The sequence below is a fragment of the Sphingomonas sp. LC-1 genome, from assembly GCF_025371035.1.
Taxonomy (GTDB): domain Bacteria; phylum Pseudomonadota; class Alphaproteobacteria; order Sphingomonadales; family Sphingomonadaceae; genus Sphingomonas; species Sphingomonas sanguinis_E.
On the sequence record NZ_JANZXB010000007.1, the window covers coordinates 100,429 to 123,338 of the forward strand.

Genomic DNA, 22,910 nt, shown 5'->3' on the forward strand with positions numbered 1-22,910 from the left:
TTCCATCAGGCGCCCCACGAACGTCACGGCAATTGGGCCCCGGCCTCCGCCGGGGCGGGCGGCGGGGGTTGGGAAGGGAATAGCAGTGTTGCCTCTCGCCCTCCCCGCGCCTATCGCTCGCCCTGCGACAGGTTCCCCTTCGGGGGATGAAAAGGGAATGGGGTGTGACGCCCCGGCTGCCCCTGCAACTGTAAGCGGCGAGCCATCCGCCATCACGCCATTGGGGGCCTGTTCCCGAGAAGGCGGCGGACCGGCACCGACCCGCGAGCCAGGAGACCTGCCCGTCGCGGTCGTCTTTCGGCCGGTCAGGATGTACCGGGCGGACGGGGCTATCCCCTCGCGCGACGACAGCGCCTTTGTGGAGACATGCCCCGATGACCGAGCCCTGTTCATGCTGAAACCCGCCGCGAACGGCCCCGCCGTGGTCGCCTGCAACACCTGTCGCCTGTCCGACGACGCGCGCGAAAATGAAGACGGCAAGCGCGGCGGCGCGCTGCTGGTCGAGGCGTTGCGCGCGGTGAAAGCCTCCGACCCGGCCTATGCGGATGTGGCGGTCGAGGAGATGCCCTGCCTCTTTGCCTGCCAGTCCTTCTGCACGGTCCATCTTCGCTGCCCCGGCAAGGTCGGCTATGTGATGGGCAAATTCGCTCCGGACGAGGAGGCCGCGCGTGCGATCCTGGACTATGCGCGCGCCTATGCCGACAGCGACTGGGGACAGGTGCCGTACAAGCAATGGCCGCAAGGGGTGAAGGGCCATTTCCTGACCCGCACGCCGCCCGAAGGATTCGTCGTCGAATGACCGCCTTCCCCACGATCGCCGCGTTCGAGGCCGCGCTGGCCGATCTGTCCCGTCCCGATACCGCCGCGCGCGAGGCCGCCATGCGGCGGCAGGGCCAGTTGACCAAGCCTCCCGGCTCGCTGGGCCGCCTGGAGGACATCGCCATCTTCCTCGCCGGGTGGCAAGGCGTCGAGCGCCCCCGGATCGAGCGCGGCCGCGCGGTGATCTTCGCGGGAAATCACGGCGTCGTCGCACGCGGGGTCAGCGCCTTTCCGGCCGAGGTGACGGCGCAGATGGTCGCCAATTTCGCCGCCGGGGGTGCGGCGATCAATGCGCTGGCCGCCGCGGCCGGGCTGGAATTGTCGGTGGTCCCGCTCGACCTGGACCGCCCGACCGCCGACTTCACCACCGCACCCGCGATGAGCGAGGCGGAATGCCTCGCCGCCCTGTCTGCCGGCGCCGAAGCGCTGGGCGATGCCGACCTGCTGGTGCTGGGGGAGATGGGCATCGGCAATACCACCCCCGCCGCCGCTCTGGCAGCCGCCAGTTTCGGGGGTGCAGCGGCCCTTTGGGTGGGCCCCGGCACCGGCGTCGATGGGGAAGGCCTGTCGCGCAAGACAGCGGCCGTGACCGATGGGTTGACGCTGCACCGCGCGCATCTGACCAGCGCGTTCGAAATCCTCCGCCGACTGGGCGGGCGGGAGATTGCGGCGATGGCGGGTGCGGTGCTGGCGGCACGAGCCCGGCGCGTGCCTGTGGTGATTGACGGGTTCATCGGCACCGCGGCGATCGCGCCGCTCGCCATGGCCGATCCGGCCATCGCCGACCACTGCCTGGCCGGACATTGCTCGGCCGAGCCGGGCCACGCCCTGCTGCTGTCGCGGCTGGGTCTGGAGCCGATCCTGTCGCTGAACATGCGGCTGGGCGAAGGCAGCGGTGCGGCGGTGGCGGTGCAGATCATCCGTGCGGCGATCGCAGCGCATGACGGCATGGCGACCTTTGCCGAGGCCGGGGTCGCCACCGCGTGACCGCCTTCCGCCTCCATCTGCTCCGGCATGGCGAGCCCGAGCTGACGGGGCGGATGCTGGGGCGCACCGACTGCCCGGTGACGGAACGCGGCATTGCGGCCTGTCTGGCACGGGCTGCCCAAGTGCCGGTGGCACGGCGCATCAGTTCGGACCTGTCGCGCGCGCGCGCCTGTGCCGAAGCGATGGGCCCGACCGAGATCGATCCGCGCTGGCGGGAGCTGGATTTCGGGGAATGGGACGGGCTGGCCCCGGACGCGATCGATGGGGACGCGCTCGGGCGGTTCTGGGAAGACCCCGATGCGGCACCCCCGCCGGGCGGCGAGCGCTGGTCCGATCTGGTCGCGCGGGTTCGCGCCGCCCTGATGGCGCTGTCCCCCGAACCCACGCTGATCGTGACCCATGGCGGGGCGATGCGCGCGGCGCTGCATGTGCTGTGCGGGTTCGACGCAAGGGCCGTCTGGTCCTTCGCCCTGCCCTATGCCAGCCTGGTGACGCTGGAGGTGTGGGACGGAGACCCCCGCACCGCGCAGGTGACAGGGTTGGCCACAGCATGAAGACGCTGATCGTCGCGCTTGGCTTCCTGACCCGGCTGCCCATGCCGCGTGTCGAGGCGGACGAGGCGGATTTCGCCCGCGCCATCCGGCTTTATCCGCTGGCGGGACTTATGATCGGCGTGATCGTGGCGGGCGCGGGCTGGCTGGGCGGACGGGTCGATCCCTGGATCGGGGCGCTGGCCGCGCTGGGGGCCTGGGTCTGGGCGACCGGGGCGCTGCATCTGGATGGGCTGGCCGATCTCGCCGACGGGCTGGGCGCGGCGCATGGCGATCGCACGCGGCTGCTGTCGGTGATGGCCGATCCGCATATCGGCAGCTTCGGCACCATCGCGCTGGTGATGCAACTGCTCGCCAAGCTGGTGCTGCTGCATGGCGTGCGACCGGGGGACTGGGCGATGATCGCGCTGGTTCCGGCGGTGGCGCGGATCGGGCCATTGGTCTGGGCGCGCATCCTGCCACCGTTGCGGCAGGGTGGCCTGGGCGCGATGGTGGCACGGGCGGTGCGCCCGGTCGATCTGGGACTTTGGGCGATCGTCGCGATAGCGCTCGTGCCGCTCTATCCGCCGCTCATCTTGGGGCCGATCGCGATCATCGTGCTGGCCGCCTGGTTCCGGCGTCGTGTCGGTGGCGTGACCGGCGATGTCCATGGTGCGGGGATCGAACTGACCGAGACGGGCCTGCTGGTTGCCGCGCTGCTCTACGCCGCTCCCTGAGCGATCCGCAGCAGCGCGTCGCAATCGACATGCGCTTCCAGCACGGCGGCGATCGCATCCAACGCAGCGTCCACATCGGCGCGGTGATCCGGGCCCTGCCCCGCCACGCCGATCCGCGACAGCCATGCCGCCCGCTGCCCCGCCTCCCCCAACAGGCCATGGATATAGCTTCCCGCGACGAGGCCGTCGGCGCTCATCGCGCCCTCGGGCCGCCCGTCGGCGAGGTGCCCCACGGGACGCGCGGCATCCGGGCCCCTGGTCCGGCCGAGATGGATTTCGTAACCGGAAAAGGATGCGCCCAAGGCTTCGCCCGTCACCGGCCGTACCGTCTTTTCGCCGGTCAACACGGTCTCGACATCGAGCAGCCCCAGCCCTTCGACGCTGCCCGCCGGTCCCTCGATTCCATCCGGATCGGCGACCAATCGGCCCAGCATCTGGTATCCGCCGCATAGCCCCAGCACCGGCCGGCCGCGCCGATGATGCGCGGCGATATCGATATGCCAGCCCTGCTCGCGGATGAAGGCAAGGTCGGCGATGGTCGCCTTGGACCCCGCCAGCACGATCATCGCGGCATCGGGTAGGGGCTGGCCGGGGCGGACCATCACCAGATCGACCATCGGCTCCAGGCGCAGGGGATCGAGATCGTCGAAATTGGCGATACGCGGGGTGATCGGACAGGCGATCACCACCCGCCCCCCGGCCCCCGCCTTCGCCCGTTCCAGGATCACTGCATCCTCGCTGGGCAGACGTGCCGCGTCGGCCAGCCAGGGTATCAGCCCCAGCGAATGCCAGCCGGTATGCCGGGCGATCAGGGCCATGCCATCGGCGAACAGCGCCGGGTCGCCGCGAAACTTGTTGACCAGAAAGCCCCGGATCATCGCGGCATCGGCCGGTTCGATCACCGCCCTGGTTCCCACCAGCGACGCGATCACCCCGCCCCGGTCGATGTCTCCGGCCAGCACCACCGGGACGTTGGCCGCGCGCGCAAAGCCCATATTGGCAATGTCGCCGCTGCGCAGATTGACCTCGGCAGGCGACCCCGCACCCTCGACGATGACGAGGTCGCACTCCGCCTCCAGTCGCCGGTAGCATTCCACCACTTCGGGCAGCAGCCCGATCCGCCCTTCGCGCCATTTCGACGCGGGCAGCATCCCCCGCACCTGCCCGCGCACGATCAGTTGCGAGGTGCGGTCGCCCTGCGGCTTGAGCAGCACCGGATTCATGTCGACATGCGGCTCGACCCGCGCCGCGAAGGCCTGGGTCGCCTGCGCCCGCCCAATCTCACCGCCATCGGGGGTCGCGGCGGCATTGTTGCTCATATTCTGCGGCTTGAAAGGGCGGACGCGAAGGCCGCGATTGGCGAAGGCCCGGCACAGCCCCGCGACCAGCACCGATTTGCCCACGTCCGAGCCGGTGCCCTGAATCATCACGCCAGCCACGCAACACCCCCCGCGATCAGCCAAAGAAGCAGGCAGGCGCGCGCATAGATTTGCAGCGCAGTGACGATGTCGTTCGGCGCCGCCATACGCCCTTCGCGCCCGATCCACGGCTTGATCTGGGTCACGCCGTCATAGGCGACCGGCCCCGCCAGCGCGACGCCCAGCGCCCCTGCCATCGCCGCCTCAGGCCAGCCCGCATTGGGCGAGGCATGGGCGCGCGCATCGCGCTTCATTACCGCCCAGCCGCCCGCGCCCGCCACACAGACCAGCAACCCGGCGATCCGCGCCGGTATCCAGTTCGCGCCGTCATCGATCCGCGCCGCCGCCCAGCCGAACGCGCGCCAGCGTGGCTCCTTATGCCCGATCATGCTGTCGGCGGTGTTGATCGCCTTGTACATCCACACCCCCGGCAGTCCGAGCAGCAGCAACCAGAACAGCGGCGCGACGATCCCGTCGCAAAAGCTCTCCGCCAGCGTCTCGATCGCGGCGCGCGCGACGCCCGCCTGATCCAGCCGCTGCGTATCGCGCCCCACGACCCGCGCGACCAGGGCGCGAGCGGCGGGAAGGTCGCCGCGCATCAGCGCGTCGGCCACCGGGCGGACATGAAGATAGAGGCTGCGCTGCGCCAAGGCGGGCCAGGCGAGGACGGCACTGGCGATCCAGCCCCAGCGTCCGAACAACAGATGCGATTCCCGGTCGAGCCACCATGCCGCCGCGCCGGTCAGCGCGATTAGAAGCAGGATGGTCAGGACGCCCAGACCCCGCCGCACGCCCTGGGGCCACTCCGGCCGGTTGCCGAGCCGCTCCGCGACATTCAGGAAGCGGGCAAACGCCCCCACCGGATGCCCGACCCGCGCGTAAAGCCGGTCGGGCCAACCGATCGCGGCGTCGAGCGCCAGCGCGAGCAGCGCGACGGGATCAGCCATGTCGCAACGCCTCGTCCAGCCGGGCGAGATCGTCCGCCGCCTCGGGCACGCCGAACCGCAACCGCTCGGGCGCGTCGGCGAAGGGCCGAACCAATATTCCCGCCGCCGCCAGTCGGGCGAACAGACTGGCCGCCACCGGCGTCTCGACCATGCGGAACAGCGGACAGTCTCCTTTTGCGATCAGACCATGGCGCGCCAGCACCGCGTCCAGCGCCGCCGCCCGCTCGGCCATCGCGATGCGGGTCGCCGCGATCCATGCGCGATCGGCATAGGCCGCGCTGCCCCAAGCGATGGCATGGCTCGATACCGGCCAGTCGCCCAGCAACAGGCGAAGCCGCGACAGCATGTCCGGCTTGGCGATGACGAAGCCCAGCCGAACCCCCGCCAGCCCGAAGAACTTGCCGAACGACCGCAGCACGACGATCCGCTCACCGCCCGCAAAGCCGGGCCCCGGCATCGCATCGGCAAAGGCTTCGTCCAGGATCAGCCAGCCGCCCGCACGGGCTTGCGCCTCGGCCAGGCGCGCCAACTGATCGCACGAGCGATGGACGCCGTCGGGATTGTTGGGATTGGCGATCAGCAGGCTTCCCGACTGCCCCTTCCACTCCTCCAGCGCGGCGTGATCGACCCGCATCGTCGCGATCGCATCGTGGGTGCCGTAACTCGGCCGGACCGCAACGATCGGCTGGGCGATACCCAGCAGCGGCAGGAGACGCAGCGCCATCTCGCTTCCCGGCACCGCCGCCACGCGTTCGGACGCGACACCAAAATGCGCCGCCGCCAATGCCTCCAGCCGGGCGAGTGCACTGCGATCGGGCAAGGGCCCGGCATCGACCGCCAGCGCGGCGGTCGGCTGCCACGCCACCGGATTAATCCCCGTCGACAGATCGAGCCACGGTTCGGGCGCGTGCGGAAACATCGCCCTGGCCGCATCGATCCGCCCGCCATGATGGGTCAGCGCACCCATTTCCGCTTGCGTCACAGCCCGGCTCCCGCAATGCGCAGAGGCATGACGAAGCCCCGTACCATCCTCGTGCTCGGCGGTGCCCGGTCGGGCAAAAGCCGCCATGCGCAGGCGCTGGCCGAGGCGATGACACCCGAAGGCTGCTTCATCGCCACCGCGCAAGCCTGGGACAAGGAGATGCGCGACCGCATCGCGCGCCACCAGGCCGATCGCGACGCGCGATGGACGACGGTGGAGGCTCCGCTTACCCTGCCGGAAGCCATTATGGAGCATGGCCGCGCCGACCGGGTGCTACTGGTCGACTGTCTGACGCTGTGGCTGACCAACCTGTTGCTGGGCGACGCGGACTTGATCGCGGCGGGGGATGCGCTGGTCGCGGCGCTGGCGGACGCACCCGGCCCGGTCGTGCTGGTCAGCAACGAGGTCGGCTTCGGCATCGTCCCCGACAATGCGCTGGCCCGCCGCTTCCGCGATGCGCAGGGCACGCTGAACCAGCGGCTGGCGCGGGTCTGCGACGCGACCGACCTGGTGGTCGCCGGGCTGCCCCTTCGCCTTTCAGGAGAGAAATGATGCGAACCGACGCCGAACATGCCGAGCGCATGGCCAAGAAGAAGGTCGCGCAGGACCAGAAGGTCGCCGCGCGCGACGTCGAAAAGGGGCTGGTGATCGTCCATACCGGCAAGGGCAAGGGCAAGACGACCGCCGCGCTGGGCATGGTGATCCGCGCGGTCGGACATGGGATGCGCGTCGGCATGGTTCAGTTCGTCAAGGGCGCGATGACCACCGGCGAGGCGGCGGTGCTGGCGCGCTTTCCCGAGGTGGACTTCCACGCGATGGGCGAGGGCTTCACCTGGAACACCCAGGACCGCACCCGCGACATCGCCACCGCACGCACCGCCTGGAACGAGGTGAAGCGGATGATCGCCGACCCGGCTTATGACCTGATCGTCGCCGACGAACTCAACATCGTGTTGCGCTACGACTATCTGCCGGTCGATGAGGTGCTGGAGGCACTCGCCTCCAGGGGGGAGATGACGCATGTCGTCATCACGGGCCGCAACGCCCCCGACGCGCTGATCGCGGCGGCCGATCTGGTGACCGACATGACGCAGGTGAAGCATCCCTTCCGCGAACAGGGCGTGAAGGCGCAGAAGGGCATCGAGTTCTGACCCCGTCATCCCAGCGAAGGCTGGGATCTTTTGCCAGTATAGGGCTGATGTTCTGAAAGGCCCCAGCCTTCGCTGGGGCGACGATAGAGTATTGGGGATCACAACCCCTCCCCCACCAGATCCCCGCCGCGCCGCAGCAGGTATACATCCATAATCCAGCCATGCACGCGCCGCAGCGCCGCCCGGCGCGCGACGATCCGCTCGGCGACGTCCGCCAGCCGCCCGGACTCGATCTCCTGCTGCGCCATGCCCAGATACGCCCCCCACCAGATCGCCGCATCTGGCTGATCCAGCGTGGTGAAGGCGCATCCGCCGTCCAGCATCACCGCGACGCTGTCCGCCCCTTGCGGCCAGCCAGTTTCGCGCAAGCGCCGCCCGGTCGTCACCATCACCGGCGCGCCGACCGCGTTGAACGGGATGGCATGCGCCGCGCACAGCGCCTGGAGGCTGGTGATCCCCGGCACCACCGTCACCCGCTCCACCGCCGCCAGCCGCCGGGCGATGCGGATCGTGCTGTCATAGAGCGAGGGGTCGCCCCAGACGAGCAACGCCACCCGCCCGCCATCCGGCAGATGCGCAGAAATCTCCGCCGCCCAGCATTCGGCGATCGCGTCATGCCAATGCTCGACCGTATCGAGATAGGCGCCCTCCGTGGCGCGCACCGGCAGTTCGAACTCGACCACCCGCACCTCCGCCCCCACCAGCACCTGCGCGCAGATGTCGCGGCGCAGGTCGATCAGCTCGACCTTGTCGCCTTTACGCGGCAGCAGGATCAGGTCGGCGGCGCGCATCGCGGCCTCGGCGGCACGGGTCAGGTGGTCGGGATTGCCCGTGCCGATGCCGATCAGGTCGAGATGGATCACAGATCCTCCATCAACGGGCCATAGAGGATCAGCGCCGCCTTGTCCGACACGCCCTCCGCGAGTCGCGCGGCTAGTCCGGCCACGGTCGAGCGGGTCAGGCGCTGGTCGGGACAGCCGACATGCTCGGCCATCAGCGCGGGCGTTTCGGGCGGCAGGCCATGCGCGATCAGCGCCTCGGCCAGCGCGGGGAAGGTCCGCTTGGGCATGAACACCACCGTCGTCGCACTCGCATCGGCCAGCGCCGCCATGTTGCGGTCGGCGGGCAGCGCGCCGGTCACGTCATGGCCGGTCACGAACTGCACCCGCCGCGCCTCGGCCCGCCGGGTCAGCGGAATGGCGGCCGCAGCCGCCGCCGCGCTCGCCGCGCTGACGCCGGGGACGATCTCGAAGCCGATACCGGCCACCCTCAGGGCGACGATCTCTTCCTCCAGCCGCCCGAAAATGCCGGGATCGCCCGATTTCAGCCGCACCACCCGCTTGCCCGCCAGGGCGTGATCGACCAGCAGCCGGTCGATCGCCGCCTGTTTGGGCGAGGCGCGGCCCGCCCGCTTGCCCACCGCGATCAGCTCGGCGCCAGGCCGCGCATGGGTCAGCATCGGTCCGGCGGCGAGGTCGTCGAACAGCACGACATCGGCCTGCCCCAGGCAGCGCACCGCCTTGAGCGTCAGCAATTCGGGATCGCCCGGCCCCGCGCCGACCAGATGGACGAAGCCGCTCACCACCAGCGCGCCACCAGATGGAAGAAGGTGCCGGTCACCGCGCCCCGCCGCGATCCGGTTTCGGGCACCGCCTCGCCCTGCGCATCGACGACATGCGCGAGGGGCGCGTCGGGCTGTTCGAGGACGGTCGAATAATGGAATTCATGCCCGCCCAATACCGCGCCCTCGGGCATCCCCGCCACCTCGCCCAGCAGCGTCGCACGGCGATAACCCAGATGCATCTTGCGCTTGGCATAGCTGGTCACGAGACCGAGCAGCCCCGCCATCCGGTGGCTGACACCCTCGGCATCGATCAGCGTCTCGCCCAGCGCCATATAGCCGCCGCACTCGCCATGGACCGGCCTGGTCCGGGCATGGTCGGCCAGCCCGGCTCGGAACCGCTCCGCCGCCGCCAGCCGCCCGGCGTGAAGCTCAGGGTAACCGCCGGGCAGCCAGACCAGATCCGCCGACGCATCGGGCGCTTCGTCGGCGAGCGGCGAGAAAGGCAGGATTTCCGCCCCCGCGGCCCGCCAGCCCTCCAGCATATGCGGATAGACGAAGGAAAAGGCCGCATCCTGCGCCAATGCGATCCGCTGGGCCGGTGGCGGCGGCAGGATCACGTCGGTAGCGGGCGCGGTCTTGGCATAGGCCGCCGCGCGGATCGCTTCCAAGTCGACATGCGCCGCCAGGAACGCCGCATAGTCGCCGATCAGCCGGTCGAGTTCGGGATGCTCGACCGCCTGCACCAGCCCCAGGTGTCGCTCGGGCAGCACCAGATCGCCGCGCCGGGGAAGCGCGCCGAAGACCGGCAGGCCGATCTCCTCGAACCCCAACTTCGCCAGCCGCTCATGACGCGGGCTCGCCACCCGGTTGAGGATGACGCCGGCCACGCGCAGGTCCGGGTCATAGCGCGCGAAGCCCAGCGCCGTCGCCCCCGCCGACTGGGCCTGTCCCGACACGTCGATGACGAGGATCACCGGCCAGCCCATGCGCTTGGCCGTCTCCGCGCTGCTCCCCATGCCGGTCGCACCGGGCTTGGCGACGCCGTCGAACAGCCCCATCGAGCCTTCCGCAATCACCAGATCCGCGTCCGCCCCCCGCTGGCCCAACGTGTCGAGCAGCCCGGCGGGCATCGCCCAGCCATCAAGGTTGAACGACGCCCGCCCGCACGCCGCGCGGTGAAAGGCGGGGTCGATATAGTCGGGGCCGCTCTTGAACGGCTGCACCGCCACCCCCGCATCGCGAAATGCGCGGAGCAGGCCCAGCATCACCGTCGTCTTGCCGGTGCCCGAGGCGGGCGCGGCGATCATCAGGCCCGGAGTTGATGGCCCCGTCATTCGATCGTGTTCCCAGGGCGATAGCGGCGGTCATATCCCTCGGCGTACAGCCGGCTTTCGGCGAAATCGCTCTGGTCGAGGACACGGCCAACCAGGATCAGCGCGGTCCGCTCCGGGCCATCGGCGGCGGCCGCCTCAATGGTCGCAAGCGTCGCGCGGACGATCCGTTGCTCGGGCCAGCTCGCGCGCCAGACGATCGCGACCGGGCAGTCCGCACCATAATGCGGGGTCAGATCCGCGACCACTTTCGCAAGGTTATGGATCGACAGGTGGATGGCGAGCGTCGACCCCGTCGCCGCGAAGGCGGATAGCGACTCCCCTTCGGGCATGGCGCTGGCGCGGCCGGGGGTGCGGGTCAGGATCACCGACTGGGCGATGCCGGGGAGGGTCAGCTCGCTTTCCAGCACCGCCGCCGCCGCCGCGAAGGACGGTACGCCGGGCGTGACCGACACCGGGATGCCCAGTTCGCGCAACCGCCGCACCTGCTCGCCCATCGCCGACCAGACCGACAGGTCGCCCGAATGGAGCCGGGCGACATCCTGGCCTTTGCGATGCGCATCGGAAATCTCGGCCATGATCTCGTCGAGCGTCATCGGCGCGGTGTTCACGATTTTCGCGCCCGGCGGGCAATGCGCCAGCACCGCCTCGGGCACCAGCGATCCGGCATAGAGGCATACCGGGCAGGCCGCGATCAGGTCGCGTCCGCGCAAGGTCAAGAGATCGGGGGCGCCGGGTCCGGCGCCGATGAAGTGAACGGTCATCTCATTGTCCTTGGGCGATGGCGCAGGTTGCCATTCGGTCGGAGGATGTCACGCGGGGCACGATGATCCGCGCGCCCGGTCCGGCGGCGGCGAGCGCCGCAGCTTCGGCGACGCTGCCGACGCCGCGATAGGCAAGGCTGGCGGCCGAACGGGTCGGGGTGTCGATCCCGTGCAAGCTATCGACGGGGATGGGGCGAACGGAAAGCCCCTCGGCAAGGGCGAAGCCGGCGATCGCCGCCGCCCGGTCGGCGGGCACGGCCAGCGCGTCGGGGTGCACGCCCGCCACTGCGAGCGCGCTGCGGAAGGACTCGTGCGTCGCACCCGCCCGGCATCCGAAACCGGCGATCACCATGCGACCCGCCATTGCACGATGGGGTAGCTCGCCTTCCATCCCCGCTTGGTGCCGAGCGGTCGCGCGCGCGCCAGTTCGATGCGCAGGAGATCGCCGCCATAGCGCACATGGCACTCCGCCAGCAGGGCCTCCGTTTCCAGCGTCACGGCATGCGCCACCAACCGACAGCGCGGCAGGGTTCGCAGCGCCTCTACCAAAGGCCGCGTCAGCCCCCCGCCGACGAACACCGCATCCGGGTGTGGCCGATCGGCGAGCAAGGCGACCGCATCGCCCTCGACTAGGTCCAACCGGGTGATACCCAGCCGCGCGGCATTGTCGGCGGCGCGGACGAGACGGGCGGGATCGCGCTCGAACCCCAGGGCACGGGTGGTCGGATCGCTCAACAGCCATTCGATCGCGACCGATCCCGATCCGGTGCCGATATCCCATAGCAACTCGCCTGGACGCGGAGCCAACGCCGACAGCGCCAGCGCGCGGACGGGACGCTTGGTGATCTGTCCGTCATGGTCGAACCAGTCGTCGTCCAGCCCGCTCGCGCCAGGAAGCACGCGGCCGTTACCGGCGGGTTCGATCGCCACCGTCACGGGGTGCGCGATATCGGTCCAGTCGAGCGCATCCGCCGTGCAGACGCGCACCCGCTCGCGCGGCCCGCCCAGCGCCTCCAGCACGGTCAGCGTGCTTGCACCGAATCCCTGCTCGGCCAGCCACGCTGCGAGGCCCGTCACCGACGCGCCGTCGCGCATCAGCGCCAGCACCCGCTGCCCCGGTGCCAGATGCGGCCGCAGGGTCTCGACCGGGCGGGCATGAAGGCCGATGCTCTGGATCGTCTCGACCGGCCAGCCTAGCCGCGCCGCCGCCAGCGACAGGGTGGAGGGCGCGGGATAGGCGACCCACTCCCCTACCTCCAGATGACGGGTCACCACCGACCCCGCGCCGAACCAAAAGGGATCGCCCGAGGCGAGCATCACCACCCGCTCTCCCCGCTTGGCGAGGAGCATCGGCACCCCCTCGGCAAAGGGTACCGGCCAGACGATCCGCTCCGCCGCGCCCTTCTGGGGCAGCAGCGACAGGTGACGCGGCGCGCCCATCACGCTATCGGCGGCCTCGATCGCGGCGCGTGCGGGGGCGGTCAGGCCATCCCAGCCATCCTCGCCGATCCCGACGATCGTCAGCCACGCCTGGGAGTCAGCCATGCGCCATATCCTTCTGCTCGGCGGCACGACCGAAGCGAGCGCGCTGGCCAGCGCATTGGCCAAGCGGGGTGAGCGGGCCGTGCTGAGCTATGCAGGCCGCACCGAGACGCCGCGCGCGCAGGCGATCCCGACGCGGGTCGGCGGCTTTGGCGGCATCGAGGGGCTGGCCGATCATATGACCCGCGAGGGCGTGACCCATCTGGTCGACGCCACCCACCCCTTCGCTGCGCGCATCAGCGCCAATGCGATCGCGGCGGCCGAGTTGGCGGGCGTGAGGCTGCTCGCATTGACCCGACCCGCCTGGGACGCGGGCCCTGGCGACCGCTGGATTCGCGTCGCCGATACGGCGGAGGCCGTGGCTGCGCTGGGCAGCGAGGCGGCACGAATCTTCCTTGCGCTCGGTCGACAGACCATCGGAAACTTCGCCGATGCTGCGCAGCATTTCTACCTGCTGCGCTTCGTCGATGCCGCCGAGGTCCCCGCGCTGCCGCACCATCATCTGGTGGTGGATCGCGGTCCCTTCACGCTGGAGGGCGAAATGGCCTTGTTCCGCGCCCACCGGATTCAGGTCATCGTCGCCAAGAATGCGGGCGGCGCGGGCGCGCGGGCCAAGCTGGATGCGGCGCGCGAACTCGGGCTGCCGGTCGTGATGATCGACCGCCCCTTCATCCCCGACCGACCGCAGGTGGAGAGCATCGCGGCGGTACTCGACTGGCTCGATCACGGCGTCGTCCGGGGGGTGTAGAGGATCGGGCGGCCCGTGTGTGGGATCATCCGCGTGCGGCTGGACCCGATAATGACGACGGTGCGCATGTCCGCCATCTCGCCCCGCGCCTGGGGCAAGGGCACGATGCGCAGATGCTCCTCCGGGGTCGAGACGGCGCGGGCGAACAGCACCGGGCGGTCGTCGCCGCACGTCTCGCGGAGCAGCGCAAAGGCCGCGTCCAGCGCATCGGGCCGCGCCTTGGACCGGGGATTGTAGAGCGCAATGGCGAAATCCGCCTCCGCCGCAAGTTGCAATCGAAGCTCGATCAGCACCTGCGGCTTAAGATTATCCGACAGGTTGATCGCGCAGAAATCATGCCCCAGCGGCGCGCCCGCCCGCGCGCTGGCCGCCAGCATCGCGGTGATGCCGGGCAGGACGCGGATGTCTAGGTCGTGCCACCGCGCCGGGTCCTCCTCCACCCGCTCGAAGATCGCCGCCGCCATGGCGAAGACGCCCGGATCGCCCGAGGACACCACGACCACCCGCGCGCCCGCCTCGGCCATTTCCAGCGCATGGAGCGCGCGGTCACGCTCGACCCGGTTGTCGCTGGCATGGCGGGTCAGGCCGGGGCGTTCGGGCACGCGCGCGACATAGGGGATATAGCCGACCACATCGGTCGCCTCCGCCAGCGCCGCCGACACCTCGGGCGTAACCATGGCGTCCGCCCCCGGCCCCAGCCCCGCGACGATCAGCCAGCCGCTCATGGCCGCCGCCCCTGCCCATGGATCAGCGCGATCGAAAAATAGGGCGCGGGCGCGTCCTCCACCTCCGCCAGCTGCCGCACGCGCTCGCCCGCCTGGGCGGCATGTTCGATCAACCACGCCTGGTCCGACCGCCCCGCCGCCGCGATGGCGCGGCGCAGCTTGGGCAGATGGCGGCCGATCTTCATCACGACCAGCGCATCGGTCTCCGCGATGCGGCGGGTCAGTTCCGGCTCGGGCAGGGTCGCCATTGCGACGGTCAGCACATCGTCGCCCCAGGTGATCGGCGCGCCGCTGGCGGTCCAGGCGCCCGACATGCCGGTGATGCCGGGCACCACCGCGACGGGGGCATGGGGAAGCAGCCGACTGTGCAGGTGCATGAACGAGCCGTAGAAGAACGGATCGCCCTCGCACAGCACCACCACATCCTCGCCGCGCTGCACCAGCGACAGGATATGCGCGGTGCAGGTCGCGTAGAAGGCCGACAGGCATTCATTGTAGCGCGGGTCGGTGAAGAGGATCTCGGTCGTGACCGGATAGTCCATCGGATATTCGACCACATCGTCCCGCAGCATCCCATCGACGATGGTGCGCGCATGGCCGCGCCGCCCGGCCTTGCGGAAATAGGCGACGTGCCGGGCCCCGCGCACCAGCCGGTCGGCGCGGACGCTCATCAAGTCCGCCGCGCCGGGGCCGAGGCCGACGCCGTGGATCGTGCCCGTCGTCATTCGGCGCGGCTCGCCAGCGCGTTGATCGCCGCCACGGTGATCGCGCTGCCGCCCGGACGGCCCTTCACGATGGCGCAAGGGACGGGCATCGCCTCCCACAGCGCGTCCTTCGACTCCATCGCGCCGACAAAGCCGACCGGACAGCCGATGATCGCCGCCGGGCGCGGACAGTCGGGGTCTTCCAACATGGTCAGCAGGTGGAAGAGCGCGGTCGGTGCATTGCCGATCGCCACCAGCGCGCCCGCCAGATGCGGCCGCCACAGCTCCAGCGCGGCGGCGGAGCGGGTCGTGCCCATATCCTTGGCCAGTGCGGGCACCGACGGATCGCGCAAGGTGCAGATCACCGGATTATCGGCGGGCAGCCGCGCGCGCGTGACGCCCTCGCTGACCATATGCGCATCGCACAGGATCGCTGCGCCCGCCGCCAGCGCCTGCCGCCCCGCCGTCGCGAAGCCGCGCGAGAAGTGGATCGACGGGGCGAGTTCGACCAGCCCGGCGGCATGGATCATGCGGACCGCGACCGGCTCCTCCTCCGCATCGAAGCGGGCGAGCTCCGCCTCGGCGCGGATGATGGCGAAGGACTGGCGATAGATCGCCGCGCCATCGGTTTCGTAACTATAGGGCATCAACAGGCTCCGAGAAGCGCGACCGCCCGCTCGGGCGACAATCCGGTGTGAAGCGGTGCCGCCCCGGCGCGGGCGTGGCGGGCCAGATCGAAAGCCCCCTCGCGCCCGGTCAGCACCCAGTCCGCCGCCCGTGCCCGCGCGCAGCCCTTCGCGCAACCCGAGACGTGCAGACGCCCCTCGATCAACGGCGCGAGGCGGGCGGCGAGATCGCGGGTCTCGACGCTCGCCTGCGGACAGGCGGGCGCGCCGACACAGGCGTCGACATGCAGGATCGGCGCATCGTCCAGCACCATGCCGGTGGCCGGTCGGGGAGCGAGGCCCTCCGCGATCAGCAGCCGCCACGGGGTCAGCCGAACGGCACAGCCCTGGCTGCGGACAAAGGCGGCCAGCGCCGATGCCCCGATCCGGCCGAATGGCAACCCATAGACCGCACCGATCGGATGGGCGCCGGGCCGCATCGGCGGGCCGCCCGCGCTCGGCACCGCATCGCCACTCGCCCAGTCGGGCAGATCCGCCGTGTGGCGCGCCATCCGTCCGGCGGCGGCGCCTTCGCTCTCGACGAACCAGTGCGCCAGCCGGATCAGCGCATCGGCGGCGGTCCGACGCGTAACGCGCATGCCCGCCGCCCGGCCATCGGCGCGCAGCAGCAAGTCCCCATCCGCCCCCCGCTCGATCCGGAAATCGGCGGGCGCTTCCATCAGCATCGGGGTTGGCCCCGCATCGATCGCAAAGCCGATCTTGCTCGGCAGATCGGGCAAGTCGGTCAGCCGCGTGCGTAACTCGGTCGCGATGCCGTGCGAATCGTCGCCCTCGCGCCAATCGGGATTGATCAGGATCGCGCCCCGGGCCTCGCGCACCGGATCGGGATCGACCAGCCCCAGCGCGCGGAGCGCCTCGACCATCGGGGGCCAGCTCCGCTCGGTCGCGCCGCGCAGTTGCAGGTTCGCGCGCGCCGTCAGGTCGATCTGGCCATTGCCATGGGCGTTTGCGGCCTCGCACAGCCCCTCGACCTGATGCGCCGCCAGCCGGGCCAGCGGCGGCCGGACCCGGACCAGCAGGCCGTCGCCCGCCATCATCGGCCGCCACGCATCGGGGCACCATCCCTTGATGACGAAGCCGCTCATGCCTCGCCGTCCAGCATGGCGAGGATCGAGTTGCGCCGCGTCCGCCAAAGCCCCGCCGCATGAAGCGCCGCAAACCGCGCTTCCATCGCCGCTAGCGCCGCCGGGTTCGCCTGCGCCAAAAAGTCTCGCACATCGTCGCGCGCCAGCGTCGCATCCCAGTACAGGTCGATCAGCGACGCAGGGACCATATCGGCCAGATGCGCGAAGCTGCCCAGATGGTCGAGCGTCGCCGCGATCTCCGCCGCGCCGCGAAAACCATGCGCCATCATCCCCGCGACCCAGCGCGGATGGGCGGCACGGGCATGGACGGTGCGGGCGATCTCCTCGGCCAGCGTCCGCGCCCTGGGGCTGGCCGGATCGCGCGTGTCGAGATGATAGAGCGACGCCGCCCCCTCACCCAGCGCCGCCCGCGCCGCCGCGAAGCCCGCCTGATGCGCGGCATAGTCCGCCGCCAGCAGCAGGTCGCTCTCGGGGAGGTCGTGGAGGTGGACAAAGGCCTGCGCCCCCGCCACCCGTGCCGCGATCCCCTCGGCATCGCGCCGGTCGCCATCGTCCAGCGCCGTCGCCGAGGCCGCGAGCCAGCTTTGCCCCGCTGCGATCCGCGCGGCCTCGTCATAACTTGCTTCGGGGTCGAGCCCGATGCCATAGCGCCCCGGTGCGGGGCCATAGACGCGCGGGGTCGCCTGCCCGACAAAGGGGTTCCATTCCGGTTCCTCGTCGCGCTGCCCCAGCGCGCGCACCGCCTGCCCGAAAAGGGCAACCAGATGCGGGAAGGCATCGCGGAACAACCCCGACACGCGCAGCGTCACATCGACGCGCGGCCGATCGAAGCGCATCAACGGCATCACCTCGAACCCCGTCACCCGCTCCGAGCGATGGTCCCATAGCGGCTCGACCCCGATCAGGTGGAGCGCCATGGCGAATTCCTCGCCCGCGGTGCGCATCGTTGCCGATCCCCAGAGATCGACGATCAGGGTGCGCAGGTGATCGCCCTCCTCCTGCATGTGCCGCCGGATCAGTTCCTCGGCGAGCTTGACCCCTTGCGTCTGCGCGGCGCGGCTCGGCACCGCGCGGGGATCGATGGCGTAGAGGTTGCGCCCGGTCGGCAGCACATCGGCACGGCCCCGGTAGGGCGAACCCGATGGCCCCGCCGGAACGCGTTTTCCGTCCAGCCCCGCCAGCAGCCCGGCCCGCTCGACCGCGCCCTGTTCGCCACGCCCGAAGACATGGAGCCCCTCGCCGAATTGGCTGTCCTTCACGTCGCAGACAAAGGCGTCAATCCGGGCGAGCGGATCCTCCGCTCCCGCCAGCCCCAGCGTCTCGCCCAGCCCGACGCTGTCCGCCTCCTCCGCGATCAGGCCGCGCAGCCGGTCGCGGCGCGCGGGGTCGAGGCCATCGGCATTGGCATATTCGTCCAGCAACGCCTCCAGCCGCCCCAGCCCCGCGCCCGTCTCCGCCTGGACCAGCGCCGGAGGGACATGGCCAAGGGTGACCGCACCTAGGCGTCGCTTGGCCTGTGCCGCCTCACCCGGATCGTTGACGATGAAGGGATAGAGGACCGGCCAGTCGCGAATCAGCGCTTCCGGCCAGCAGGCGTCCGACAGCGCGACCGCCTTGCCGGGCAGCCACTCCAGCGTGCCATGCGCACCGACATGGACCAGCGCGTCGATTCCCTGCGCACGCAGCCAGAGGTAGAAGGCGACGTACGAATGACGCGGACAGCGCGACAGGTCGTGATAATCCTCGCCCCGTGCGCTCGGTCGGCCGCGTTCGGGCTGCAGCGCGACGATCGCCTTGCCCAGCGTCAGGGCAGGGAAGCGGAAGGCGTCGCCCTCGACCAGCGGGTCCTGCTCGACCGCGCCCCAGCTTTCGAACAGATCGGCGCGCAACGCTTCGGGTAATGTGGAAAGTGCGTCGTGATACGCCGCCACCGGCCATGCGATGCGGTTGACGAGCAACGCGGCGGGCAAATCCGACGGGGCTTCCACATCATAACCGGCCTCGCGCAGATCGGCGAGGATCGCTTGCGCCGAGGCGAAACCGTCCAGCCCGACCGCATGCGCCGCCTGCCAATCCTTGCCCGGATAGGTGGACAGCAGGATGGCGAGCCGCCGCTTCGCCGCCGGGGTCGCGGCGAGCGTCGTCCAGCCCGTCACCCGGTCGGCGACCGCTTCGATGCGGCTCGATTCGGCGCGGTGAAGGCGCAACGCCACGTCGAAATCGGGGTCGCGCTCGCCCGGTTGCTTGAAGCTGACGACCCCCGCGAACAACCGTCCGTCGATTTCGGGCAGGACGACATGCATGGCGAGGTCGGCGGGTGACAGGCCCCGCGCCGAACCCGCCCAGCCCTCGCGGTCGCTGGTCGCGAGCGCGACCTGGAACACCGGCACGCCCGCACCGTCCAAAGGCGTGGCGTCGTCCTCGCCCCTGGCAGAGAAGGCGGTCGCGTTGACGATCGCGGTCGGAGCCAGCGCCTCCACCCAGCGCGCAATCCAAGGCCCCGCCCCCTCGGCTTTCAGCGAAGGGACGAACAGCGCGACAGGATCAAAACCGCGTGTCGCCAAGGCGGCGTGAAGGGCGGCGATCGGCTCCAGATCGGCGGCGACCAGATAAGCGCGGTAGAAGATGATTAACACGCGGGGGCGGCCAGTCGTCAGCAGGGACGCGGCCGGACAGGTGACGTCTCCCGGCGACCAGCCGCCTACCGGCGCCACCGTGAAGCCACTCCCCCGAGCCATCGGGGTCGCGGACAATTCCGCCAGCGCCAGGGCGGCGGCTTGTGCCCCGCCCGCATCGCACAGCGCGGTCAGCCGTCGCACCATCACGTCGTCCACCGTCGAGGCTGCCGACAGCCGTCGATCCTCGCGCCCGTCCGCCGCCAGCACCGCCAGCGCAATGCCGCGCTCGCGCGACAGCCGCTCAACCTCGCGCAGGCCATAGTCCCAATAGGCCGCGCCACCGATCAACCGGATCAGGATCGCCTTCGCATGCGCCAGCGTCTGCTCGACATAGGTGTCGACCGACAGCGGATGGACCAGGGCCGCCAGATTGGCGAGCCGCAGCGACCAGCTGAAACCGCCCGCCCGCCAGCCCGCCGCAAAGGCGCTCAGGTCGCTGTCGGAAAAGGACAGCACCACCACGTCACCGGGGCGTTGCCCCAGATCCTGCGGAACCGCCTGTTCCTCCAGCCCATGGCTCTCGCGAAAGACGAGATGCACGCGCGTTAGCCCTTCAGCACACCCTCGATCGCGGCGCGGTCGATCCGATCATGCTCGGCGATGACGACCAGACGGGTGCCGCGCGGCTCGCCCGCACCCCAGGGACGGTCGTAGCTGGTGCGCACCCGGCGACCGACCGCCTGGACCAGCAGCCGCATCGGCTTGCCCGCGACCGCCGCATAACCCTTTACCCGCAGGATATCCTGCTGCTCGGCGAGCGTCACGATGCGCGCGGCGATCGCCTCGGGGCTCTCCACCTCACCCAGCATTACCGAAATGCTGTCGAAATCGTCATGCTCGTGATCGTCCGCGCCGTCATGGTGCGAGGGGCGCGCGGCGATGTCGTCCTCGGCGGCGGCCTCCAGGCCCAGCACGATCTCGGCGGAGACGATGCCGTCGACCGCCTCGACCATGGGCAGCGGGCGCGGGGCTTCGGCGGCAATGATCTCGCGCGCCTTGGCGACGCCCTCCGGCCCGGCGAGGTCCGCCTTGGTCAGCAGGACGAGGTCGGCACAGGCCAACTGGTCCTCAAACACTTCGGACAGCGGGGTCTCGTGGTCCAGGCTGGGGTCGGCGGCGCGTTGCGCCTCCACCGCGTCCAGATCGGGGGCGAAGCGGCCCGCCGCGACGGCCTCCGCATCGGCCAGTGCCACCACGCCGTCGACGGTGATGCGCGAGCGGATGGCGGGCCAGTCGAACGCCTTGAGCAACGGCTTAGGCAGTGCCAGACCCGAGGTCTCGATCAGGATATGGTCGGGGCGAGGCTCCATCGCCAGCAGCGTCTCCACCGTCGGGATAAAGTCGTCGGCAACGGTGCAGCAGATGCAGCCATTGGCCAGTTCGACGATATTCTCCGCCGGGCATTCGGGGATGGCGCAGCTTTGCAGGATGTCGCCATCGACGCCCAGCGTGCCGAATTCATTAACCACCACCGCCAGACGACGGCCGCCCGCGTTGCGGATCAGATGGCTGATGAGCGTGGTTTTTCCGGCGCCCAGAAAGCCGGTGACGATGGTGACGGGGACCTTGCTGAGGTCACGCATGCTATTTCTCCGCCGCGCCGGACGAGCGAAAGCGACATGGGGCCAATCGCCGGCGCGGTGACGGACGGGCGCAGTCGAATGCGTCCGCCCCGCGTGTCGGCGACCGATGCGGCCCCGGCCGCATGGCTTCGTCGCTCCCCGACGGAGAACCGTGCCCCGACCACCCCCTGGGTCCAGGCAAGAGCGACCATGACGCCGGCAGGTCTCCTGGCTCGCGGGTCGAAGCAAGGGGATGCGCCTTCCCGGATCACTCCAGTGGCCGTGCTTCACCAGAGCACCAGCATCGCTCGCTCACCGCTTACAGTTGCAGGGACAGCCGGGGATTTGCACCCCATTCCCGTTTCAAAGCCCCAAGGGGCACCGGCGCGATCTTCGGGACTTTTCAGTCCCGATGTGCGGCATTTATCCCGCCGCGCCGGGCTTGGCAATTCGCGCCTCCATCGCGGCGAACCCGCGCCAGCGATAGAGGAGGAAGCTGGCGCCCCAGCACAGCACGAACAGCCCGACGATGGCGAAGCCCAGCACGTTGAAATGCTCCGACAGCGCCCCGGCATAGCGGAACGGCCCCGCCGTCCAGCCGAACCGCTCGGCGAGCAGCGCGGTCGCCTGGATGCCGCCGATCACCAGCGCGACCAGCGCCGAGACCAGGGTGATCGTCATATTATAGTAGAGCTTGCGAAGCGGATGGACGAACGCCCATTCATAGGCGCCCAGCATCACCAGCCCGTCGGCCGTGTCGATCAGCGCCATGCCGACCGCAAATAATATGGGGAAGACCAGGATCGTACCGAGCGATATGCCGTCGGCGGCGTGCGCGCCCGACAGGCCCAGAATCGCGACTTCGGTCGCGGTGTCGAAACCCAGTCCGAACAGGAAACCCAGCGGTGCCATGTGCCAGCTCCGCCGGATCAACCGGAAGAGCGGACGAAAGAGGCGCGACAGCGGCCCCTGCCCCGAAAACATCATGGCGGCGTCCGCCTCCGCCATCGGCTCACCCCGCGCGACGCGGCGGAATCGGGTCCACACGTCACGCAGGATGATCAGGTTCATGATCGCGATCGCGAACAGGAAGCTGGCCGAGACGATCGTGGCGATGGTCCCGCCACTCTGCCCAAAGGCCTCGAAATCGGCGAGCGTCGTGGCGGCGAGCGCGACCGTGGTCGCCGCGATCAGCACGATGGCGGAATGGCCGATCGCGAACCACAGGCCGACCGCAATGGGTCGCTGCCCGTCCTGCATCAGCTTGCGGGTGACATTGTCGATGGCGGCGATGTGATCGGCATCGACCGCATGGCGCAGCCCCAGGCTATAGGCGAGCAAAGCGGTGCCGAGCATCAGGCTGTTGCCCGCGAACACGCTCAGCGCCCAGCCCCAGACGGCGATATTGACGAAAACCAGCGCGGCCATCAGCAGCGCGACCCGCTTCTTCAGCGGCAACCGGGCGCGCGGCGCTCCGGCATGATGGTAGGACATGGGTGATACCCCCGGCGTCATTGCGACAAGGGCCGAACTCCGCTGGCGCGGTCACCATCCCACCCCACGGACGCACGCCGGGCAAGATGGCCGATTCGTCTCGGCCGATGGGCGTCGCTCGCATGATACAATATATCCCAGCCATGACCATCCCCTGGATCGCAGCAAGAGCGACTCGCACCGGCAGGTCTCCTGGCTTGCGGGTCGAAGCAAACGCGACACGGCCTTCCCGGATGGCTCCAGTGGCTGTCCCCTATTGCAGGGACCGGCATCGCTCGCTCACCGCTTACAGTTGCAGGGACAGCTAGGGATTTTCACCCCATTCCCGTTTCAAGCCCCGAAGGGCACCGGCGCGATTGACCGGCGGCGGGCTGAAAGCCCTTGCCGGTCGGCATGGGGATAGTCTGCGGCGGATGGAGGCGCAAACCGCTTTATCGGGCCGGACGCTCGGCTTAA

23 protein-coding genes and 3 riboswitches are annotated in these 22,910 nt (G+C 70.1%); of the genes, 7 read left to right on the top strand and 16 right to left on the bottom strand.

Features of this window, described 5'->3' with window-relative positions; all coding sequences use genetic code 11:
* Window positions 1-112 precede the first annotated feature (112 nt).
* Window positions 113-300: riboswitch (cobalamin riboswitch) on the top strand.
* 91 nt (window positions 301-391) lie between these two features.
* The 4 genes from NZL82_RS11525 to cobS are packed head-to-tail and all read left to right on the top strand — an operon-like array spanning window position 392 to window position 3,073.
* Window positions 392-799 (top strand): DUF1636 domain-containing protein, encoded by a 408-nt coding sequence (locus NZL82_RS11525; RefSeq protein WP_261269899.1) that lies wholly within the window; start codon window positions 392-394, stop codon window positions 797-799.
* Window positions 796-1,806 (top strand): nicotinate-nucleotide--dimethylbenzimidazole phosphoribosyltransferase, encoded by a 1,011-nt coding sequence (gene cobT / locus NZL82_RS11530; protein WP_261269900.1) that lies wholly within the window; start codon window positions 796-798, stop codon window positions 1,804-1,806. Before NZL82_RS11525 ends, cobT begins: the two co-directional genes overlap by 4 nt.
* On the top strand, window positions 1,803-2,360 hold the full coding sequence (locus tag NZL82_RS11535) for a histidine phosphatase family protein (RefSeq protein WP_261269901.1): 558 nt from the start codon (window positions 1,803-1,805) through the stop codon (window positions 2,358-2,360). The genes cobT and NZL82_RS11535 overlap by 4 nt, the downstream gene beginning before the upstream one ends.
* Window positions 2,357-3,073, top strand: coding sequence for an adenosylcobinamide-GDP ribazoletransferase (cobS, locus tag NZL82_RS11540; RefSeq protein ID WP_261269902.1), 717 nt, complete (start codon window positions 2,357-2,359; stop codon window positions 3,071-3,073). Before NZL82_RS11535 ends, cobS begins: the two co-directional genes overlap by 4 nt.
* On the opposite strand, the gene NZL82_RS11545 is transcribed toward cobS, so the two are convergent.
* From NZL82_RS11545 to NZL82_RS11555, 3 genes are read right to left on the bottom strand one after another with little or no spacing between them, the layout of a single operon-like run.
* Window positions 3,058-4,512, bottom strand: coding sequence for a cobyric acid synthase (locus NZL82_RS11545; protein ID WP_261269903.1), 1,455 nt, complete (start codon window positions 4,510-4,512; stop codon window positions 3,058-3,060). The genes cobS and NZL82_RS11545 overlap by 16 nt on opposite strands.
* Window positions 4,500-5,438, bottom strand: a complete 939-nt coding sequence (gene cbiB / locus NZL82_RS11550) for an adenosylcobinamide-phosphate synthase CbiB (RefSeq protein WP_261269904.1) — start codon at window positions 5,436-5,438, stop codon at window positions 4,500-4,502. Before cbiB ends, NZL82_RS11545 begins: the two co-directional genes overlap by 13 nt.
* The gene (locus NZL82_RS11555) at window positions 5,431-6,420 is read right to left on the bottom strand and encodes an aminotransferase class I/II-fold pyridoxal phosphate-dependent enzyme (protein WP_314732888.1); all 990 of its coding nucleotides are present in this window, start codon (window positions 6,418-6,420) and stop codon (window positions 5,431-5,433) included. Before NZL82_RS11555 ends, cbiB begins: the two co-directional genes overlap by 8 nt.
* Window positions 6,421-6,447: 27 nt before the next feature.
* Between NZL82_RS11555 and cobU the strand changes: the two genes are divergently transcribed.
* Both cobU and cobO read left to right on the top strand, forming a co-directional pair.
* Window positions 6,448-6,972 (top strand): bifunctional adenosylcobinamide kinase/adenosylcobinamide-phosphate guanylyltransferase, encoded by a 525-nt coding sequence (cobU, locus tag NZL82_RS11560; protein WP_261269905.1) that lies wholly within the window; start codon window positions 6,448-6,450, stop codon window positions 6,970-6,972.
* Window positions 6,972-7,571, top strand: a complete 600-nt coding sequence (gene cobO, locus NZL82_RS11565; protein ID WP_405051369.1) for a cob(I)yrinic acid a,c-diamide adenosyltransferase — start codon at window positions 6,972-6,974, stop codon at window positions 7,569-7,571. Before cobU ends, cobO begins: the two co-directional genes overlap by 1 nt.
* A 98-nt stretch (window positions 7,572-7,669) precedes the next feature.
* Here cobO and cobF read toward each other — a convergent pair whose 3' ends face one another.
* From cobF to cbiE, 6 genes are read right to left on the bottom strand one after another with little or no spacing between them, the layout of a single operon-like run.
* A complete protein-coding gene (gene cobF, locus NZL82_RS11570; RefSeq protein WP_261269907.1) occupies window positions 7,670-8,434 on the bottom strand; it encodes a precorrin-6A synthase (deacetylating) in 765 nt (254 codons plus the stop codon).
* Window positions 8,431-9,153 carry a uroporphyrinogen-III C-methyltransferase gene (gene cobA / locus NZL82_RS11575; protein WP_261269908.1) on the bottom strand — a complete coding sequence of 241 codons (723 nt, stop codon included), beginning with the start codon at window positions 9,151-9,153 and terminating at the stop codon, window positions 8,431-8,433. The genes cobF and cobA overlap by 4 nt, the downstream gene beginning before the upstream one ends.
* On the bottom strand, window positions 9,150-10,442 hold the full coding sequence (locus NZL82_RS11580; RefSeq protein WP_261269909.1) for a cobyrinate a,c-diamide synthase: 1,293 nt from the start codon (window positions 10,440-10,442) through the stop codon (window positions 9,150-9,152). The genes cobA and NZL82_RS11580 overlap by 4 nt, the downstream gene beginning before the upstream one ends.
* Before the next feature lie 23 nt (window positions 10,443-10,465).
* A complete protein-coding gene (gene cobM / locus NZL82_RS11585; RefSeq protein ID WP_261269910.1) occupies window positions 10,466-11,230 on the bottom strand; it encodes a precorrin-4 C(11)-methyltransferase in 765 nt (254 codons plus the stop codon).
* Window position 11,231: 1 nt separating this feature from the next.
* Window positions 11,232-11,582, bottom strand: a complete 351-nt coding sequence (locus tag NZL82_RS11590) for a cobalamin biosynthesis protein (protein ID WP_261269911.1) — start codon at window positions 11,580-11,582, stop codon at window positions 11,232-11,234.
* A complete protein-coding gene (gene cbiE, locus NZL82_RS11595) occupies window positions 11,576-12,775 on the bottom strand; it encodes a precorrin-6y C5,15-methyltransferase (decarboxylating) subunit CbiE (RefSeq protein WP_261269912.1) in 1,200 nt (399 codons plus the stop codon). Before cbiE ends, NZL82_RS11590 begins: the two co-directional genes overlap by 7 nt.
* Here cbiE and NZL82_RS11600 point away from each other — a divergent pair.
* Window positions 12,774-13,520, top strand: a complete 747-nt coding sequence (locus NZL82_RS11600) for a cobalt-precorrin-6A reductase (RefSeq protein ID WP_261269913.1) — start codon at window positions 12,774-12,776, stop codon at window positions 13,518-13,520. The genes cbiE and NZL82_RS11600 overlap by 2 nt on opposite strands.
* Here NZL82_RS11600 and cobJ read toward each other — a convergent pair.
* The 7 genes from cobJ to NZL82_RS11635 all read right to left on the bottom strand — a co-directional run bounded on the left by cobJ (window position 13,496) and on the right by NZL82_RS11635 (window position 22,454).
* A complete protein-coding gene (gene cobJ, locus NZL82_RS11605) occupies window positions 13,496-14,245 on the bottom strand; it encodes a precorrin-3B C(17)-methyltransferase (protein ID WP_261269914.1) in 750 nt (249 codons plus the stop codon). The two genes, NZL82_RS11600 and cobJ, sit on opposite strands and share 25 nt — an antisense overlap.
* The gene (cobI, locus tag NZL82_RS11610) at window positions 14,242-14,970 is read right to left on the bottom strand and encodes a precorrin-2 C(20)-methyltransferase (protein ID WP_261269915.1); all 729 of its coding nucleotides are present in this window, start codon (window positions 14,968-14,970) and stop codon (window positions 14,242-14,244) included. Before cobI ends, cobJ begins: the two co-directional genes overlap by 4 nt.
* Window positions 14,967-15,596 (bottom strand): precorrin-8X methylmutase, encoded by a 630-nt coding sequence (locus NZL82_RS11615; protein WP_261269916.1) that lies wholly within the window; start codon window positions 15,594-15,596, stop codon window positions 14,967-14,969. The genes cobI and NZL82_RS11615 overlap by 4 nt, the downstream gene beginning before the upstream one ends.
* Window positions 15,596-16,720 (bottom strand): cobalamin biosynthesis protein CobG, encoded by a 1,125-nt coding sequence (locus tag NZL82_RS11620; protein WP_261269917.1) that lies wholly within the window; start codon window positions 16,718-16,720, stop codon window positions 15,596-15,598. Before NZL82_RS11620 ends, NZL82_RS11615 begins: the two co-directional genes overlap by 1 nt.
* Window positions 16,717-19,938 (bottom strand): cobaltochelatase subunit CobN, encoded by a 3,222-nt coding sequence (gene cobN / locus NZL82_RS11625; RefSeq protein ID WP_261269918.1) that lies wholly within the window; start codon window positions 19,936-19,938, stop codon window positions 16,717-16,719. The genes NZL82_RS11620 and cobN overlap by 4 nt, the downstream gene beginning before the upstream one ends.
* A 5-nt stretch (window positions 19,939-19,943) precedes the next feature.
* Complete coding sequence (gene cobW / locus NZL82_RS11630) at window positions 19,944-20,981, bottom strand: cobalamin biosynthesis protein CobW (RefSeq protein WP_261269919.1); 1,038 nt, start codon at window positions 20,979-20,981, stop codon at window positions 19,944-19,946.
* A gap of 179 nt (window positions 20,982-21,160) precedes the next feature.
* Window positions 21,161-21,361, bottom strand: a riboswitch (cobalamin riboswitch).
* Window positions 21,362-21,383: 22 nt separating this feature from the next.
* A complete protein-coding gene (locus tag NZL82_RS11635) occupies window positions 21,384-22,454 on the bottom strand; it encodes a HoxN/HupN/NixA family nickel/cobalt transporter (RefSeq protein ID WP_261269920.1) in 1,071 nt (356 codons plus the stop codon).
* 164 nt (window positions 22,455-22,618) lie between these two features.
* A riboswitch (cobalamin riboswitch) is annotated at window positions 22,619-22,821 on the bottom strand.
* Window positions 22,822-22,910 lie beyond the last annotated feature (89 nt).

Bases quoted from the DNA above. Each gene is read 5' to 3' on its own strand.
- NZL82_RS11580 (WP_261269909.1), bottom strand. From the start codon at position 10,442: ATGATCGCCGCGCCCGCCTCGGGCACCGGCAAGACGACGGTGATGCTG.
- NZL82_RS11620 (WP_261269917.1), bottom strand. From the start codon at position 16,720: ATGAGCGGCTTCGTCATCAAGGGATGGTGCCCCGATGCGTGGCGGCCG.
- cobJ (WP_261269914.1), bottom strand. From the start codon at position 14,245: ATGAGCGGCTGGCTGATCGTCGCGGGGCTGGGGCCGGGGGCGGACGCC.
- cobI (WP_261269915.1), bottom strand. From the start codon at position 14,970: ATGACGACGGGCACGATCCACGGCGTCGGCCTCGGCCCCGGCGCGGCG.
- cobW (WP_261269919.1), bottom strand. From the start codon at position 20,981: ATGCGTGACCTCAGCAAGGTCCCCGTCACCATCGTCACCGGCTTTCTG.
- cbiE (WP_261269912.1), bottom strand. From the start codon at position 12,775: ATGGCTGACTCCCAGGCGTGGCTGACGATCGTCGGGATCGGCGAGGAT.
- NZL82_RS11525 (WP_261269899.1), top strand. From the start codon at position 392: ATGCTGAAACCCGCCGCGAACGGCCCCGCCGTGGTCGCCTGCAACACC.
- cbiB (WP_261269904.1), bottom strand. From the start codon at position 5,438: ATGGCTGATCCCGTCGCGCTGCTCGCGCTGGCGCTCGACGCCGCGATC.
- NZL82_RS11635 (WP_261269920.1), bottom strand. From the start codon at position 22,454: ATGTCCTACCATCATGCCGGAGCGCCGCGCGCCCGGTTGCCGCTGAAG.
- cobM (WP_261269910.1), bottom strand. From the start codon at position 11,230: ATGACCGTTCACTTCATCGGCGCCGGACCCGGCGCCCCCGATCTCTTG.
- NZL82_RS11615 (WP_261269916.1), bottom strand. From the start codon at position 15,596: ATGCCCTATAGTTACGAAACCGATGGCGCGGCGATCTATCGCCAGTCC.
- NZL82_RS11590 (WP_261269911.1), bottom strand. From the start codon at position 11,582: ATGGTGATCGCCGGTTTCGGATGCCGGGCGGGTGCGACGCACGAGTCC.
- NZL82_RS11600 (WP_261269913.1), top strand. From the start codon at position 12,774: ATGCGCCATATCCTTCTGCTCGGCGGCACGACCGAAGCGAGCGCGCTG.
- cobO (WP_405051369.1), top strand. From the start codon at position 6,972: ATGCGAACCGACGCCGAACATGCCGAGCGCATGGCCAAGAAGAAGGTC.
- cobT (WP_261269900.1), top strand. From the start codon at position 796: ATGACCGCCTTCCCCACGATCGCCGCGTTCGAGGCCGCGCTGGCCGAT.
- cobU (WP_261269905.1), top strand. From the start codon at position 6,448: ATGACGAAGCCCCGTACCATCCTCGTGCTCGGCGGTGCCCGGTCGGGC.
- cobS (WP_261269902.1), top strand. From the start codon at position 2,357: ATGAAGACGCTGATCGTCGCGCTTGGCTTCCTGACCCGGCTGCCCATG.